The organism is Kitasatospora sp. NPDC049285 (genome assembly GCF_040678815.1).
Classification (GTDB): Bacteria; Actinomycetota; Actinomycetes; order Streptomycetales; family Streptomycetaceae; genus Kitasatospora.
Window position 1 is genome coordinate 1 of sequence record NZ_JBFAQR010000057.1, and the last position, 16565, is coordinate 16565.

12 protein-coding genes and 1 pseudogene are annotated in these 16565 nt (G+C 72.1%); 11 read left to right on the forward strand and 2 right to left on the reverse strand.

What is annotated here, in order from left to right; translation table 11 throughout:
* From AB0K51_RS27760 to yicI, 3 genes are all read left to right on the forward strand, one after another.
* Nucleotides 1–1404: glycoside hydrolase family 3 C-terminal domain-containing protein (locus AB0K51_RS27760; protein WP_363459888.1), on the forward strand; the 1404-nt coding region annotated here is incomplete at its 5' end.
* A gap of 195 nt (nucleotides 1405–1599) precedes the next feature.
* Entirely contained in the window at nucleotides 1600–2586 is a 987-nt protein-coding gene (locus AB0K51_RS27765; RefSeq protein WP_363459916.1) for an acetylxylan esterase, read from the forward strand.
* A gap of 93 nt (nucleotides 2587–2679) precedes the next feature.
* A complete protein-coding gene (gene yicI / locus AB0K51_RS27770; protein ID WP_363459889.1) occupies nucleotides 2680–4962 on the forward strand; it encodes an alpha-xylosidase in 2283 nt (760 codons plus the stop codon).
* A gap of 66 nt (nucleotides 4963–5028) precedes the next feature.
* Here the strand turns inward: yicI and AB0K51_RS27775 are convergent, their stop codons facing one another.
* Together AB0K51_RS27775 and AB0K51_RS27780 are read right to left on the reverse strand one after the other, a co-directional pair.
* Complete coding sequence (locus AB0K51_RS27775; RefSeq protein WP_363459890.1) at nucleotides 5029–6441, reverse strand: non-reducing end alpha-L-arabinofuranosidase family hydrolase; 1413 nt, start codon at nucleotides 6439–6441, stop codon at nucleotides 5029–5031.
* Between the two features lie 231 nt (nucleotides 6442–6672).
* A complete protein-coding gene (locus AB0K51_RS27780; RefSeq protein ID WP_363459891.1) occupies nucleotides 6673–7503 on the reverse strand; it encodes a helix-turn-helix domain-containing protein in 831 nt (276 codons plus the stop codon).
* 329 nt (nucleotides 7504–7832) lie between these two features.
* Between AB0K51_RS27780 and AB0K51_RS27785 the strand changes: the two genes are divergently transcribed.
* The 8 genes and pseudogenes from AB0K51_RS27785 (at nucleotide 7833) to AB0K51_RS27820 (ending at nucleotide 16264) form a co-directional block, all read left to right on the forward strand.
* Entirely contained in the window at nucleotides 7833–9815 is a 1983-nt protein-coding gene (locus tag AB0K51_RS27785; RefSeq protein ID WP_363459892.1) for a glycoside hydrolase family 31 protein, read from the forward strand.
* A 60-nt stretch (nucleotides 9816–9875) separates the two neighbouring features.
* On the forward strand, nucleotides 9876–12023 hold the full coding sequence (locus AB0K51_RS27790) for an alpha-galactosidase (RefSeq protein ID WP_363459893.1): 2148 nt from the start codon (nucleotides 9876–9878) through the stop codon (nucleotides 12021–12023).
* A gap of 41 nt (nucleotides 12024–12064) precedes the next feature.
* On the forward strand, nucleotides 12065–13492 hold the full coding sequence (locus tag AB0K51_RS27795; protein ID WP_363459894.1) for a GH1 family beta-glucosidase: 1428 nt from the start codon (nucleotides 12065–12067) through the stop codon (nucleotides 13490–13492).
* Between the two features lie 196 nt (nucleotides 13493–13688).
* Nucleotides 13689–13739: pseudogene (locus AB0K51_RS27800) on the forward strand (hypothetical protein); the annotation flags it as partial.
* A gap of 122 nt (nucleotides 13740–13861) precedes the next feature.
* A complete protein-coding gene (locus AB0K51_RS27805) occupies nucleotides 13862–14593 on the forward strand; it encodes an ABC transporter substrate-binding protein (RefSeq protein WP_363459917.1) in 732 nt (243 codons plus the stop codon).
* A gap of 55 nt (nucleotides 14594–14648) precedes the next feature.
* A complete protein-coding gene (locus tag AB0K51_RS27810; protein ID WP_363459895.1) occupies nucleotides 14649–14984 on the forward strand; it encodes an ABC transporter permease subunit in 336 nt (111 codons plus the stop codon).
* 46 nt (nucleotides 14985–15030) lie between these two features.
* Complete coding sequence (locus AB0K51_RS27815; RefSeq protein WP_363459896.1) at nucleotides 15031–15489, forward strand: ABC transporter permease subunit; 459 nt, start codon at nucleotides 15031–15033, stop codon at nucleotides 15487–15489.
* Between the two features lie 43 nt (nucleotides 15490–15532).
* The gene (locus tag AB0K51_RS27820; protein WP_363459918.1) at nucleotides 15533–16264 is read left to right on the forward strand and encodes an amino acid ABC transporter ATP-binding protein; all 732 of its coding nucleotides are present in this window, start codon (nucleotides 15533–15535) and stop codon (nucleotides 16262–16264) included.
* The last annotated feature ends 301 nt before the right edge of the window (nucleotides 16265–16565 follow it).

Sequence of the window (16565 nt, forward strand, 5' to 3'; positions counted from 1 at the left end):
GACGCCCAGGTGATCAAGACCTGGTTCGTCACCGAGACCTTCCGCCTGGAGGACGCCGCCGACGGCACCGTCCTGCTGCGCTCCGCCGCGACCGGGCAGTACGCCGCCCTCGACGCCGACGGCACCGTGCGGGTGACCGCCGAGCGCCCCGAGGACGCCGAGTCCTGGCAGCGCGAGGTGCTGCGCGACGGCCGCGCCGAGGCGGTGGCCGCCGCCGCCGACGCCGACCTGGCGATCGTCGTGCTCGGCAACCACCCGCTGATCCACGGCCGCGAGACCGAGGACCGCAAGGGCACCGCCCTGCCGCCCGCCCAGGACGACCTGCTGCGCGCCGTCACCGCCGTCCGCCCGCAGACCGCGCTGGTGCTGATGAGCAGTTACCCGTACGCGGTGGACTGGGCCGACGAGCGGCTGCCCGCCGTGCTGTGGACCTCCCACGGCGGCCAGGAGGCCGGCGCCGCCCTCGCCGACGTGCTGCTCGGCCACGCCGAGCCCGGCGGCCGGCTCCCGCAGACCTGGTACCGCGGCGACGACCCGCTGCCCCACCCGCTCGACTACGACATCATCAAGGCCGGCTGGACCTACCAGTACCACCGCAGCCCCGCGCTCTACCCGTTCGGCCACGGCCTGTCCTACGCCGCCTTCGAGTACGGCGACCTGACGCTCTCCCAGCCGGCGACCGGTCAGGACGGCACCGTGCAAGCCGCCCTGACGGTCCGCAACACCGGCCGACGCGCCGGCAGCGAGGTCCTCCAGCTGTACGTCCGCGCCCTCGACGCCCGCTACCAGGCGCCGCGGCTGCGCCTCGCCGACTTCCGCAAGGTCCGGCTGGAGCCCGGCGAGAGCCGCGAGCTGGTCTTCGAGCTGCCCGCCTCCGCCCTCGCCCACTGGGACGTGGCCACCGGTGCGTTCACCGTCGACCCCGGCGACTACGAGGTGATCGCGGCCCGCTCCGCCGAACACCCCCTGGCGGTCGCCCCGCTCGCCGTCACCGGTACCCCCGCCGCACCCCGCGCCGTCGTCGAACAGTCCCTCGCCGCAGTCGACTTCGACGACCACACCGGCATCGCCATCGTGGACGCCGACAAGACCCGCGGCGACGCGGTCACCCCCGCCGACCCCGCCGCGGGAGCCGTGCTGAGCTACCGCGCGCTCGACCTCACCGGCGCCGCCCGGATCGAGGCCGGCATCGCCCGCGAGGACACCGACGGCACCGCCCGCCTGGTCGTCGAAGCCGGCGGTCGAGTGCTCGCCGACATCGACGTCCCGGCCACCGGCGACCGCTACACCTGGACCACCGCCGCCGCCCCGCTCACCCACCGGCCGGACGGCATCCACGAGCTGCGCCTGCACCTGCACGGCGCGTTCCGCCTCGGCGACCTGCGCTTCGGCCGGACCGACTGAAGACAGGCTCAGGCCCGCTCCTGACAGACGGGCCGAAGGACGCCGAGAACGGGCGGCCCGCTCCTGACAGACGGGCCGCCCGTCGCTGCCCACATCCGCCCCTACCCCCTCACCCGCCGCCCGGAGGCGGCCCGCATGTCGCTGCTCACGCCCCACCACGCCACCTCGTCCTCGCAGCACCCGGAGGAAGCCCCCATGCCGCTCCCCGACCTCGGGCTCGACGAACTCGCCGATTACCGGCCCGAGTCGACCCTCCCGCAGGACTTCGACGCGTTCTGGGAGCGCACCCTTGCCGAGGCCCGCGCCCACGGCGGCGAGGTGAAGGCCGAGCCCGCCACCGTGCAGTACGGACTGCGCACCGTCGAGGTCGAGGACGTGCGCTTCCCCGGCTGGAACGGCGAACCGGTCTCCGCCTGGCTGCTGCGCCCGCGCGGCGCGCAGGGCCCGCTGCCCGTGGTGGTCGGCTACCAGGGCTACAGCGGCGGTCGCGGCGTGCCCACCGAGCACCTGCTCTGGTCCGCCGCGGGCTACGCTCAACTCGTCGTCGACAGCCGGGGACAGGGGCACGACACCCCCGACCGGACCACGGGCGACGGCACCCAGTGGGCCGAGGGCTTCATGACCCGCGGCATCGACTCCCCGGAGAACTACTACTACCGGCGGCTGATCACCGACTGCGTCCGGGCCGTGGACGCCGTCGCCGAGCTGCCCGGCCTCGACCCCGAGCGGATCGTGCTGACCGGCGGCAGCCAGGGCGGCGGACTCGCCCTCGCCGCAGCCGGTCTGACGGGGGACCGGGTCGCGGCGGTCATGCCGGACGTGCCCTTCCTGTGCCACTACCTCCAGGGCGCGCAGCTGTCCCTGGACGGGCCGTACCAGGAGCTCGTCAAGTACCTGCGCTGGCACAGCCGCCACCGCGTGCAGCCGACCTTCGAAACCCTCGCCTACTTCGACGGCGTCAACTTCGCCCAACGGGCCACCGCGCCCGCCCTGTTCAGCGTCGGCCTGATGGACCCGATCTGCCCGCCGCGCACCGTCTACGCCGCCTACAACCTGTACGCCGGCCAGGACCGCACCATGACGGTCTGGCCGTTCGCCGACCACGCAGGCGGCTGCGGCTCCAACCCGCCGGCCCAACTGGCCTGGCTGCACGCGCGCGGGCTCGCCCCCGACGCCGACTGACCCCGCACCGAACGCCCCGCCCGAGCACCCGGGAGACCGCAACCCGCCCCGGGGCCGAACCATCGCGCACCGCGCGAACGGAGGATCCACCCGATGAAGTTCACTGACGGCTACTGGCTGATGCGCCCCGGCGTGACCAACCGCTACGCCGCCGAGGTCGCCGATGTCCGTGCCGAGGAGGACCGGTTCACCCTCTGGGCGCCGCTGCGGCACGTCACCAATCGGGCCGACACCCTCAACTCTCCGCTGCTGACCGTCGATTGCCACTCCCCGGCGGAGGGCGTGATCGCCGTCCGGTTCACCCACCACGCCGGGTCGGTGCGGCCCGGCGGCGGGTTCGAGTTCGTCGGGCAGCAGGACGGCGCGGGCAAGGTGGTGCGGGACGGCTCGGTGGTCGAACTCCGCTCCGGCGGACTGACCCTGCGGGTGGACACCGAAGGGCCGTGGCGCGCGGAGTTCCTGGCCGACGGCGAGCCGATCACCGAACTGGGCGGCCGCGGCCTCGGGTTCTCCGTCGACGCCGCGGGCCGCCACCACATGGTGGCCCAACTCGCGCTCGGCGTCGGCGAGTCCGTGTACGGCCTGGGCGAGCGCTTCACCCCGTTCGTCAAGAACGGCCAGGTGGTGGACATCTGGCAGGCCGACGGCGGCACCACCAGCGAACAGGCCTACAAGAACGTGCCGTTCCACCTCAGCAGCCGCGGCTACGGGGTGCTGGTGAACCACCCGGGCCGGGTGTCGTACGAGGTGGGCAGCGAGACCGTCGGGCAGGTGCAGTTCAGCGTCGAGGACCAATCGATGGAGTTCCTGGTCTTCCACGGGCCCACGCCCAAGCAGGTGCTGACCCGCTACACCGGCCTGCTGGGCCGGCCCGCGCTGCCCCCGGCCTGGGCGCTCGGCCTGTGGCTGTCGACCTCCTTCACCACCGACTACGACGAGGCGACCGTCACCCGGTTCACCTCCGGCATGGCCGAGCGCGGCATCCCGCTCTCGGTCTTCCACTTCGACTGCTTCTGGATGCGCGGCTACCACTGGAGCGACTTCGTCTGGGACCCGGACACCTTCCCCGACCCGGAGGGCATGCTCGCCCGCCTGAAGACGCAGGGCCTGAAGATCTGCCTGTGGATCAACCCGTACATCGCGCAGCGCTCCGAACTCTTCGAGGAGGGCAGGCGCGAGGGCTACCTGGTGCGGCGCGCCGACGGCACTGTCTGGCAGTGGGACCTGTGGCAGCCCGGCATGGCGCTGGTCGACTTCACCAACCCGGAAGCGACGGCCTGGTACACCGAGCGGCTGCGCGGGCTGCTGCGGCAGGGCGTCGACTGCTTCAAGACCGACTTCGGCGAGCGGATCCCCACCGACGTGGTGTGGCACGACGGCGGCGACCCGGAGAAGCAGCACAACCTGTACACCCAGCAGTACAACAAGGCCGTGTTCGAGCTGCTCCGGGAGGAGCGCGGCGAGGGCGAGGCGGTGCTGTTCGCCCGGTCGGCGACGGCGGGCGGGCAGCAGTTCCCGGTGCACTGGGGCGGCGACTGCGAGTCGACCTTCAACGCCATGGCGGAGTCGCTGCGCGGCGGGCTGTCGCTGGGCCTGTCGGGCTTCGGCTTCTGGAGCCACGACATCGGCGGCTTCGAGGGCACCCCCACCCCCACCGTGTTCAAGCGCTGGGTCCAGTTCGGGCTGCTCTCCTCGCACAGCCGCCTGCACGGCAGCAAGTCCTACCGTGTGCCGTGGGACTACGGCGAGGAGGCCGTCGAGGTCACCCGGGCCTTCACCCGCCTCAAGCACCGCCTCGCCCCCTACCTGCAGCGCGCCGCCCAGCAGGCGCACCTGCACGGCACGCCGGTGATGCGCGCCATGGTCCTGGAGTTCCCCGACGACCCGGCGGCCGCCCCGCTGGACCGGCAGTACCTGCTCGGCGACGACCTGCTGGTCGCCCCCGTCTTCACCGATTCCGGCGAGGTCGACTACTACGTCCCCGCGGGCACCTGGACCAACCTGCTGACGGGCGATCAACTCACCGGCCCGCGCTGGGTCCGCGAGACGCACGGCTTCGCCACCCTGCCGCTGCTGGCCCGCCCCGACTCGGTCATCCCGCTCGCCGCCGACGACTCCCGCCCGGTCTCCGACTGGGCCGACGGCGTCACCCTGCTGGTGCACGCGTTCGCGGACGGCGCGGAGCGCACCGTCGTCGTCCCGCGCAGCGACGGCGTGGGGGAGAGCGCGCGCTTCCAGCTCCGCCGCACCGGCGACCGCCTCACCGTCCGCACCGACTCCACCGCTGCCTGGTCCGTGCGCCTCGGCGGACCGGACGGGCCGCTGCACACCCGCCCGGCGGGCACCACGGAGGCCGAACTGCCCTGCCCCGCCTGAACCCCCGTACCCGGAGGAGCCCCGGCCGGTCCACCGGCCGGGGCTCCCCGGATCGCGGGTGTCGGGTCAGCGCTGCAGGGTGAGGAGGCCCGGCCGGTAGGCCAGGTTCTCGTAGGGGGTGCCGCTCGGCGTGCCGGGAGCGATGCCCTGGTAGAGGAACTGCAGGTTGCAGGGGTCGATGGTCATGGTCTGGTCGGGGTTGTTGCGGACCAGGTCGCCGTGGCTGATGTCGTTGGTCCAGGTGGCGCCGCTGTTGGCCTTGCCCGCGAACGGGTTGGCCTCGGTGGCGGCCTGCGCGGTCCACGGACCGTTGAGGCTGGAGGCGGTGAACGAGCGGAAGTAGCGCTGCTCGGTCGCCCCCCGGGCCTCGACGATCATCAGGTACTGGTTCTGGCCCTGGACCTTGTAGACCTGCGGCGCCTCGAACAGGTTCTTCACCGTGTCGCTCATCACCGTGGTGAAGGAGCCGAAGGCGCCCGGGAAGCTGCCAATCGGCATGGTCGACTTGTAGATCGAGCCGTTGTCGCCGGCGAAGAACAGGTACATGTTCTGGTCATCGGCGATCAGGGTGGGGTCGATCGGGCCGCCGGTCGGGAGGGTGCCGGTGAACAGGTTCTGCGGCGCGGACCAGCCGTTGGGGTTGGTCGGGTCGGTGGACGTGCGGTAGCTGAAGGACCAGGAGGTGCCCCAGCCCAGCGAGGCCAGCACCCAGATGTTCTTGGGCGCGAAGTAGAACAGCTGGGGCGCCACCGCGGACGAGCTCATCGCGGTCTGGGTGGTCGTGGCCATGTCCGACCAGTTGGTGAAGGGGCTGAAGCCCATCGAGTGCCAGTTGCCGTCGGAGTAGGTCGCGTAGACCAGGTGCTTGCCGTTGTACGTGGTGGTGGTGAAGTCCTTCAGGGAGTACCACCCGCTCTTGGGCTGGGCGAGCGCGCCGGTGGAGGACCAGCGGTAGGTGGACGGGAGGGCGCAGGAGGTGGTGGTCAGGCCGGTCCACCGCTGGTTGGTCGCGCCGGTGCAGTTCCAGAGCTGCACCGCGGTGCTGTTGGCGGTCCCGCCGCCCGAGACGTCCAGGCACAGCCCGGACTCCACGCCGACGATCGAGCCGTCGGCGTTCACCCGCCATTGCTGGTTCGTACCGCCGCTGCAGGCCCAGATCACCACCTTGGTCCCGGCGGTGGTGGCGTGGTTCGGAACGTCCAGGCACTTGCTGCCGTACACGGTCAGCTGGTTGCTGTCCGTCAACGTCCACTGCTGGTTGGTCCCGCCCCAGCAGTCGTAGATCTGCAGGCTGGTGCCGTCGGTCTGGCTGGCACCCGGCACGTCGAGGCACCGGCCGGAGGCCACGCCGCGCACGGCACCGGTGGTGGCGGCCTGGGCCGGGCCGGCGACCAGCAACGACGCCAGCGCGGCCAGGACCGCGAAGGCGGAGGCGAGTGCGGTGAACGGATGCGCACGACGGAAAGTGGATCGGTACATGTCAGCCTTGTCGTCCTTGTGCGAGCGGCTCTCGCGGTGGTGGGGGCGACTGCAAAATGTTAGCGCTAACAAAAATTCCCGGCGGCAGCCGACGGCGGGAATCGGGGGTGATCCCACGTTTATAGACCCGGTGCCTCGCAGGTGTCCAGGGGCGTGCAAGCGCCGTTTTCGGGTGCCGACGCGGAGTCGGCGGGCAGAATCCCGTCCCGGTCGTGAGCGCCTGACGGTAGCTCAGCGCCCGCGGCCGCGCCGGAACCCCGCCGGGGTGGTTCCGCACGCGTCCGTGAAGACGCGGTAGAAGCGGCTGACCGAGCCGAAGCCGGCGGCCGTGGCGATCTGGCTCGCGGGAAGGTCGGTGGACACCAGTAGCCGGCGCGCTTCGGCGAGCCGGTACAGCTTCACGTAGTCGCCGATGGTGGTGCGCACGACCTTGCGGAACTGGGTCATGGCGTAGGTCGGGTGGATGTTCGCGGCGGCCGCGACGTCCGCGACGGTGATCGGCTCGCGGAAGTGGTGCGCGATGTGGCGCGCCATGGACATCGCCTGACGCAGGGCCGGATCGTCACCGGCGTACCGGGGCGCCGGAGCGCCGACCGCGGCGAGTGCCAGGCGTCGGACGCGCGCCTGAATCTCCAGCATCGCGATGTGGTGCAGTTCGTCGTCGCCAGCGGCCAGATCCGCGGCCCACTGGGTGAACTTCGCCGGGTCGCTCGCCTCGGCACAGCCGGGGGGAGCGACCGTCGGCACGCCCGAGAGCACCCGGGTGAGCAGCGCCTGCGGCAGCCCCCAGGCCAGGAACCGGTCGAAGGGCACGTGCAGCCAGTGGGCGCGCACCGCCCCGCTCGCCACCAACTGGTGCGGGACGGCCGCCCAGAACACGGCGAGGCCGCCCGCCGCGACCTCGAGGAGCTCACCGCCGTAGAGGTAGACCATTGATCCGCCGTCGGCCACGAAGTTGATCTCCAGGTCGTCGTGCCGGTGGGCCGTCGACATCAGCGTCGGCCGACCGGACCAGCCGCGCAGGTACGACGGTTCGTCGACCAGGGCACCCTGAGGATCCAAGAACTTCTCGCTTCGAAACGGTGCAGACATCGCGGGAACTCGGATCCTATCGTCGAGGAGTCGGCTCCTGTGCCCGCCCGCCCGCACCGTCGTGCGGGCGGCGAACTCCCCACTCTCGATGCCTTCCTGACGGAGACCTCGCGTGTTCCCGCCCGGCATCGTCGGAGCCGACCGACTTCCGCGCCGACGACTTCGCCGTCGCGGTCACCACCCGGGCACCCCCCGTCCACGGGGACGGGCCCCGAACCGCGTAGCGCCACCGGCCACGCCGGCCGCGGTCACCGCACGGCACACGTCCGGGCGGTCGAGACGAACAGAGGAACCGACCCTTGTCCTTCAGCATTCGCGCAGGCGGCCTGGAACGGCACGCCGAGGCGGAGATCCTCCGCATCGAGCCCTGGGGGCCGGACGCCGTCCGGGTGCGGGCCTCGTCCGGGACCGTCGACCCCGCCGCCCCCGGTGCGCTGGGGGACCCGGCGCCGGCCCCGCACGCCGAACTGTCCGGGGCGGACGACGGCTCCGCCCGACTGGTCAACGGCCGGATCGCGGTCGAGGCCTCGGCGGACGGCCGGCTGACGTTCCTTCACGCCGCCTCGGGCCGCGAACTCCTCACCGAGCGCAGCCCGCACGCGCACCACACCGGCTCCCGCATCCATGGGGCCGGCGGCCGGACGGAACAGTCCTTCGAGGCGTACGACGGTGAGCGGCTGCACGGACTCGGCCAGCACCTGCACGGTCGACTGGACCAGAAAGGCTGTGTGATCGACCTCGTCCAGGCCAACACCGTCGCGGCCGTTCCCTTCCTGCACTCCTCGCGCGGCTACGGGCTGCTGTGGAACAACCCCGCCACCGGGCGGGTCGAGCTGGGCGCCGACGCCACCCGGTGGACCGCCGACGCCGGCGGGCGCATCGACTACTGGGTCACCGCCGGCGACACACCGGCGCAGATCCTGGACGCCTACACCCTGGCCACCGGCCGACCGCCGCTGCTCCCTGACTGGGCGTCGGGTTTCTGGCAGTCAAAGCTGCGCTACCGCACCCGCGACGAACTCCTGGCAGTCGCACGGGAGCACCGGGAGCGCGGACTGCCGCTGGCCGTCATCGTCTGCGACTTCTTCCACTGGCCCCGGATGGGCGACTGGCGCTTCGACGAGCACGAGTGGCCCGAACCGGCGTCCATGGTGGCGGAGTTGGCGGAGCTCGGGGTGAAGCTCGCGGTCTCGGTGTGGCCGACCGTCGAGCCCGGCAGCGACAGCCACGACGAACTGCGCTCGGCCGGGCAGCTCGTCCGGGACGCGGCCGGCGGGCTGCTGACCTTCCCCTGGCCGACCCGGGACAACAAGGAGTCACTGCTCGCTCCGATGGCGTACTACGACGCCACCCACCCCGCGGCGCGCGCCGCGCTGTGGCAGCGGCTGGACGCCAACTACCGGGCGCACGGCGTGACCTGCTTCTGGCTGGACGCCTGCGAGCCCGACCTGCCGCCGGACCTCGCCGCGCGCGCCGTCTACGCAGCCGGACCGGCCGCCGAGGTCGCCAACCTGTACCCCGTACTGCACACCCGCGCGGTCGCCGACGGCCTGCGCGCGACGGGCGAGGACCGTCCGCTGTCGCTGGTCCGCTCCGCCTGGGCGGGCAGCCAGGCCCACGGGGCCCTGCTGTGGTCCGGCGACATCCCGACCACCTTCGACTCCCTCGGCCGACAGATCCGGGCCGGCCTGAACGTCGCGATGAGCGGCATCCCCTGGTGGACCACCGACATCGGCGGCTTCTTCGGCGGAGACCCCGACGACCCCGCCTACCGTGAGCTGCTGGTCCGGTGGTTCCAGTACGGCACCTTCTGTCCGGTCATGCGGCTGCACGGCGACCGGAAGCCCAACTACCCGGCCTTCTCCGCGGACATGACCGGCGGGCCGAACGAGGTCTGGTCGTACGGGGAGGAGGTGTACGGCATCCTTCGCGACCACCTGCTGCTGCGCGAGCGCCTGCGCCCGTACCTGCACGCGCTGTCCGAGGACGCCCACCGCACCGGTGCGCCGCCGATGCGCCCGCTGTTCTTCGACTTCCCCGAGGACGAACGCGCGTGGGCGGTGGACGACCAGTTCCTGCTCGGCCCGGACGTGCTGGTGGCTCCCGTGTACGAGCCGGGTGCCCGGGTCCGCCGGGTGTACCTGCCGTCCGGCGCCCGCTGGCTCGACCCGGCGGCCGGACGGGTGCTGGAGGGCGGAACGACGCACGACATCGACGCCCCGCTGGAGCGCATCCCGGTCCTCCTGCGGGAAGGGTCCGTTGTCGCGGCCCGGCTCGGCTGACCTCCCGGACTCACCCTCCCCGGACCGCGCACCAGGACCATCCCCTTGAACGAGGACGAAATGACTGAGGCGAACCTCGTCGTGCTCTCGGCCGGTGACACGGCCCTCGCGCTCGACACCACCGGACCCGCGCTGCCCCGGGTACTGCACTGGGGCGTCGACCCCGGCATCCGCGCCGGCGACGCCACGCAGGTGCTCGACGCCATGGGCCGAACCCCGCGTCACCAGGCCGGGAGCCTGCTGCCCTCCCAGGGGCAGGGCTGGGGCTGGTTCGGACGGCCGGCGCTGTCCGGACACCGCGACGGCCGGGTCCGCCCGCTGCGCTTCGCGCTCGCCGAACCGGTCGCCGTACAGGCCGAGGACGGCCGGGGCGGCACCGTCCAGGTGCGGGCCCTGGACCCCGGCGCGGGGCTCGCGCTGGACACCGAGCTGGAGATGACGGAGCAGGGCGTGGTGCGGCTGCGCCACACCCTGACCAACACGGCCGCGGACGCCTACACCCTGGACGTGCTGGCGTGCGTGCTGCCGGTCCCCGCCCACGCCGCGGACCTGCTGGACTTCGCCGGCCGGTGGGCCCGGGAGCGTTCCCCGCAGCGCTCCCCGCTGCGCCACGGCGTCCGGTCGAAGGAGAGCCGCCGCGGCCGCACCGGCTTCGACGCCGGGCTGCTGCTCGCCGGCACCGAAGGCTTCGGCTTCCGGCACGGCGAGGTCTGGGGCGTGCATCCCGCCTGGAGCGGCAACCACGTCCAGTACGCGGAGCGGCTGCCCGACGGGACGACGGTCCTCGGCGGCGGCGAACTCCTGGACGCGGGCGAGATCCGGCTGGCGGAGGGCGAGTCCTACCGGACCCCGTGGGTCTACTTCGCGGCCTCAGGCACGGGTCTGGACGGGATCAGCCGGGCCTTCCACGCCATGCTCCGGGCCCGGCCGCAGCACCCGGCCACCGCCCGGCCCGTCACCCTGAACATCTGGGAGGCGGTCTACTTCGACCACGACCCCGAGCGGTTGCGCACCGTCGCGCGGACCGCGGCCCAGGTCGGCGTGGAACGGTTCGTCGTGGACGACGGCTGGTTCCGGCACCGCCGCCACGACCGGGCCGGCCTCGGCGACTGGTACGTCGACGAGAAGGTGTGGCCCGACGGACTCCGCCCGTTCGCCGACCACGTCCACGCGCTCGGCATGCAGTTCGGCCTGTGGTTCGAACCCGAGATGGTCAACCCCGACTCCGACCTGGCCCGCGCCCACCCCGACTGGCTCCTCGCCGACCCCGACCGCCTCCCCTTCGAGCAGCGCAGCCAGCACGTCCTGGACGTCGCGCACCCCGACGCCCACGCCTACCTGCTGGAGCGGATCAGCACCCTGGTCGGGGACGTGGGCATCGACTACGTCAAGTGGGACCACAACCGCGACCTCGCCGACGCCGTCCACGACGGCCGACCCGGCGTGCACGCGCAGACGACGGCGGTCTACCGGCTGCTGGACGAACTGCGCGGCCGCCACCCCGGGCTGGAGATCGAGTCCTGCTCCTCCGGCGGCGCCCGCGCCGACCTCGGCATCCTCGAACGCACCGACCGGATCTGGGGATCGGACAACATCGACCCGATCGAACGCCAGGCCATCCAGCGCTGGACCGGCCTGCTCCTGCCCCACGAGCTGATCGGCTCCCACGTCGGCTCCTCCCCCGCCCACATCAGCCACCGCGACACCGGACTCGCCTTCCGCTGCGCCACCGCGCTGTTCGGACACGCCGGCATCGAATCGGACGTCTCGACCTGGCCGGAGGACGACCTGGACGCACTCACCGCGTGGATCGGCGCCTACAAGCAGTTGCGCCCGCTGCTCCACAGCGGCGACGTCGTCCGCACCGACCATCCCGACCCGGCGGCCTGGGTCCACGGCGTCGTCTCCCGGGACCGCTCCCACGCCGTCTTCGCCTACGTCCAGCTCAACACCTCCGTCGCCGAGAACGGCGCGCCCGTACGCCTCCCCGGGCTGGAGCCCGAGACCCGCTACACCGTGGGCGTGCGCCCCGAGCTCTCCTCCCCCGAGGACACCTGGCCCGCCTGGGCGAAGCGGGCGACCGCCCTCACCCTGACCGGCCGCTACCTGGCCCAGGTCGGCCTGGCCGCCCCGGGCCTGGCCAACCGGCCCGGCCACGCGCTGGTGATCGAAGCGCAGGCACAACCCACCGGCGCTCGAACGTCGTGAACTCCCCCGCCGCCACCACACCTCTCGGGAGCACGCCCGTCATGACCGCAGTCCCGTCCGACCGCAGCCCCGGCCGACGGCCGTTCCCGGCACACTTCGCCTGGGGAGCGGCCACCGCCGCCTACCAGATCGAGGGCGCCACCACCGAGGACGGCCGCACCCCGTCCATCTGGGACACCTTCAGCCACATCCCCGGCAAGACCGAGAACGGCGACACCGGTGACACCGCCGTCGACCACTACCACCGCTTCCGCGAGGACGTCCGGCTGATGGCCGACCTCGGCCTCACCTCCTACCGCTTCTCCATCGCCTGGCCCCGCGTCCAGCCCACCGGCCGCGGCCCCGCCGCCCAACGCGGCCTCGACTTCTACCGCACTCTCACCGACGAACTCCTCGATCACGGCATCACACCCCTCGCCACGCTCTACCACTGGGACCTCCCCCAGGAGTTGGAGGACGCCGGGGGCTGGCCCCACCGCGACACCGCCCACCGGTTCGCCGAGTACGCCGCCCTGACCGCCGAGGCCCTCGGCGACCGGGTGCCCACCTGGATCACCCTCAACGAGCCCTGGTGCAGCGCCTTCATGGGCTACGCCGCCGGTGCCCACGCCCCCGGCCGCACCGACGCCGCCGACGCCCTCAAGGCCGCCCACCACCTCAACCTCGGCCACGGCCTCGCGGTCGGCGCCCTGCGCTCCGTGCTGCCCGCCGCCGCCCGGCTCTCCGTCTCGCTGAACCTGCACGTGGTGCGGTCGCTCAGTGACCGCCCGGAGGACCAGGAGGCGGCCCGCCGGATCGACGCCGTCGGCAACCGGATCTTCACCGGCCCGATGCTCGAAGGCCGGTACGACGAGGACCTCCTGAAGGACACCGCGCACCTGGTCGACTGGGACGCCCTGGTCCAGGACGGCGACCTCGCCGAAACCTCCCGCCCCGTCGACCTGCTCGGCCTCAACTACTACGCCCCGACGGTCGTCTCCGCCCCCGCCGACGGCCGGCGCGGCCCGAGCCGGGTCGGAGCCGACGCCGGTTCCGCCTCGGTCTGGCCGGGCGCCGAGGACGTGCTCTTCCACGCCGCCAACGACGACCTCACCGCCATGGGCTGGCCGATCGACCCCACCGGGCTCTCCGACACCCTGACCGCCCTGCACCACGAGTTCGGCCTGCCCCTGCTGGTCACCGAGAACGGCGCCGCCTTCGAGGACACCGTCGCCCCCGACGGCACCGTCCACGACCCCGAGCGCACCGCCTACGTCAGCGGCCACCTCGCCGCCGTCGCCGATGCCATCGAAGCCGGCGCGGACGTCCGGGGCTACTTCCTCTGGTCGCTCCTCGACAACTTCGAATGGGGGTACGGCTACAGCAAGCGCTTCGGCATCGTCCACGTCGACTACGCCACCCAGAAGCGCACCCCGAAGTCCAGCGCCCACTGGTACTCCCGGACCATCCGCCGCGGCGGCCTGGAGTAACTTCTGCCGCGACGACGGACGCCCCCTCCACCCCGAATACGTCCTCAACCACTTCCACCACCTCGCCCGCCAAGCCGGCGTCCCCGCACCGACGTCCACGACCTGCGACACCTCGCCGCCACCCTCGCCCTCACCAACGGCGTCCGGTTTCCAGACGCTCGCGGCGGTGGTCGACGGCGACGGGCCGAACCAGATCGTGCTGGCCGGCTACCTGCGGATCGACCGAACGGTGATGACCTATCTGCTCGACGACCTGGTGGCGGCGGGCCTGGTGGAGCGTCACCTCGCCCCCGCGGACCGGCGTCGGCGCAGGATCGTCGCGACCCGGCGCGGCATCGAAACCCTCCGCGACCTGCGGCTGCGGGCACCATCCACGTCGGCACGCTCTCCGACGCCCCGCCGAACGTCTACCTCAAGGACGGCAAGTTCACCGGCTTCGACAACGACCTGCTCACCGCTGTCGCCGCCAAGGCCGGGCTCAAGGTGCAGTTCGCCTCGACCGACTTCTCCGCGCTGCTCTCCCAGGTCGCCAACCACAAGTTCGACGTGGGGAGTTCGTCCATCACGATCACCGAGGCCCGGAAGAAGACGGTGGACTTCAGCAACGGCTACGACTTCGGCTACTTCGGCCTCGACGTCCCCGCCGGCTCCCGGGTCACCAACTTCGACCAGCTCACGGGCAAGCGGGTCGTGGTGGTCCAGGGCACGGTCCAGGACGACTACGCGACCAAGAACAACCTCAACCCGGTCCGGGTGCCCGACTACAACAGCGCGCTCAACCAGCTGAAGGCCGGCACCGTGGAGGCCTGGATCTCTCCCGCCGAGATCGGCGAGAAGAGCGCCGCGGACAGCGGCGGCAAGGTGGTGCTCGCGCAGAAGCGGCTCAGCCCGGCACCGACCGCCTTCGCGGTGGCGCACGACCACCCGAAGCTGCTCGAAGCACGCAACAAGGGCCTTGACGAGGTGGTCGCCGACGGCACTTGGACCAAGCTGCAGGAGCAGTACTACCCGGGTCGGCCGGTGCCGGCCGACTTCAAGCCCGGTAGCGGGTCGGTCGCCTTCCCGCCGGTCACCCGGGCGAGCGCCTCGCCGACCTCCTGACCCCGCGTCCGTTCCCGCGACCGACCTACAGGAGACCGATGCGGACCAGCTCGGCGTGCTGGTGGAGACCTTCTTCAACTGGGGATCGATACGTGCCGCGATCTCCGACCTGCTCACGACCGGCGTGCCCAACACGCTGATCCTCTCGGTGTCCGCCGCGGCCGCCGGCACCTTGCTCGGGCTGCCGCTGGCCGTCGCGGGAACGGCCCGGGCGCGCTGGCTGCGCTGGCCGGCCCGGGTGTACACCGATGTGTTCCGCGGCCTCCCGGCCGCGGTCACCATCCTGCTGATCGGCGTAGGCCTGGCCCCCCAGGGGCTGGCCATCTGGGGGAGGGGCTGGCCATCTGGGGGCCGGACCCGTACCCGCTCGGCATCCTGGCGCTCTCGTTGATCGCCGCCGCCTACTTCGAGGAGATCTTCCGCCCGGCATCCAGAGCGTGGAGGCGGGCCAGCTGGAGGCGGCGCGCGCCCTCGGGTTCTCCTACCCGGCGGCGATGCGGCTGGTGATCATCCCACTGGGCATCAGACGGGTGCCGCCGGCCTGGGTCAACCAGCTCATCTCACAGGTCAAGGACTCCAGCCTGATCTACTTCCTCGGACTGACGGCCGGTCAGCGGGACCTGTTCCGGATCGGCCAGGACGCTGCGGCCAACACCGGCAACGAGTCGGCGCTGGTCCTGGCCGGCTTGTTCTACCTGCTGCTCACCGTGCCGCTGACCCATCTGGTCAATGTGGTCGACCGGCGGCTGCGGCAGGGGCGGCGTGTGGTCGAGAAGCCCGCCGACCCGCCGGAAGCCGCCGCTGCGGCTACCGCGACCCACGAGACTGCGACCCACGAGACTGCGACTCACGAGACTGCGACTCACGAGACCGCCGAGGGAGCCTCCCGTGCCTGACCCGCAACAACCCACCGACACCGCGCCCGCGGGCACCGGTGCACTGTTCTCCCCGGTCAGCCTGGCCACCCGGGACCTGCACCTGTCACTCGGCGGCAACCCGGTCCTGTGCGGCGTGGACCTCGACGTGCCGCGGGGCCACACGCTCTGCGTCATCGGCCCCTCCGGCTCCGGCAAGTCCACGCTGCTGCGGACCGTCAACCGGTTGTTGGAGCCCGACCGCGGCGACGTGCTGCTGGACGGCGAGAGCGTGCTGCGGCGCGATCCGAACCTGCTGCGCCAGCAGGTCGGCATGGTGTTCCAGCAGTTCAACCTCTTCCCCCACCTGAGCGTGTTGCGCAACCTCACCCTTCCGCTGCGCAAGTTGCGCGGACTCGCTCAGGAGGAGGCGAACGAGGCCGCGCTGCGCCAACTCGACCTGGTGGGCTTGCGGCACAAGGCCCAGGTCCGTCCCGGACAGCTCTCCGGTGGCCAGCAGCAAAGGGTGGCCATCGCCCGCGCCCTGGTGATGGCTCCCCGGGTGATGCTCTTCGACGAAGCCACCTCCGCGCTCGACCCCGAGCTGGTCAAGGGCGTGCTCGCCCTTATGGCAGAGCTCGGTCGCGAGGGCATGACCATGGTGGTGGTCACCCATGAGATGGGCTTCGCCCGCGAGGTCGCGGACCGGGTGGCCTTCATGGACCACGGGGTGGTGGTGGAATCCGGCTCACCGCAGGCGCTGTTCGACGCCCCGCGCAGCCCGCGTCTGCGGCAGTTCCTTGCCGATGTCCTGTGAGCGCAGGCCGGGTCCCGACCGGGTTCTGGCACTTCGTTGTCGATCTGAGCGTTTGACCTGCCTGGTTGCTGACGGCGTGTCGGGTGCCCGATCGTCGTGGTGCGGCTGGTCCCGTCGTGGTCCGATGGGGGAGGGCTGGCTCCGGGAATCGAGGAGCTGGTCCCAAAATGGTCCAAACAGTCTGCGAACCAGTTTTCATGGTCCATAGACGCCCGGTCATGTAAAAGGCCGTCGGCCTGGGATTTCTCCCGGCCGACGGCCTTCCGACATCACTGTCGGGACGACAGGATTTGAACCTGCG

What these genes read in the sequence shown, in the direction of transcription:
- AB0K51_RS27775 (WP_363459890.1), bottom strand. Translation starts at nt 6,441, where the DNA reads ATGTACCGATCCACTTTCCGTCGTGCGCATCCGTTCACCGCACTCGCC.
- AB0K51_RS27765 (WP_363459916.1), top strand. Translation starts at nt 1,600, where the DNA reads ATGCCGCTCCCCGACCTCGGGCTCGACGAACTCGCCGATTACCGGCCC.
- yicI (WP_363459889.1), top strand. Translation starts at nt 2,680, where the DNA reads ATGAAGTTCACTGACGGCTACTGGCTGATGCGCCCCGGCGTGACCAAC.
- AB0K51_RS27790 (WP_363459893.1), top strand. Translation starts at nt 9,876, where the DNA reads ATGACTGAGGCGAACCTCGTCGTGCTCTCGGCCGGTGACACGGCCCTC.
- AB0K51_RS27795 (WP_363459894.1), top strand. Translation starts at nt 12,065, where the DNA reads ATGACCGCAGTCCCGTCCGACCGCAGCCCCGGCCGACGGCCGTTCCCG.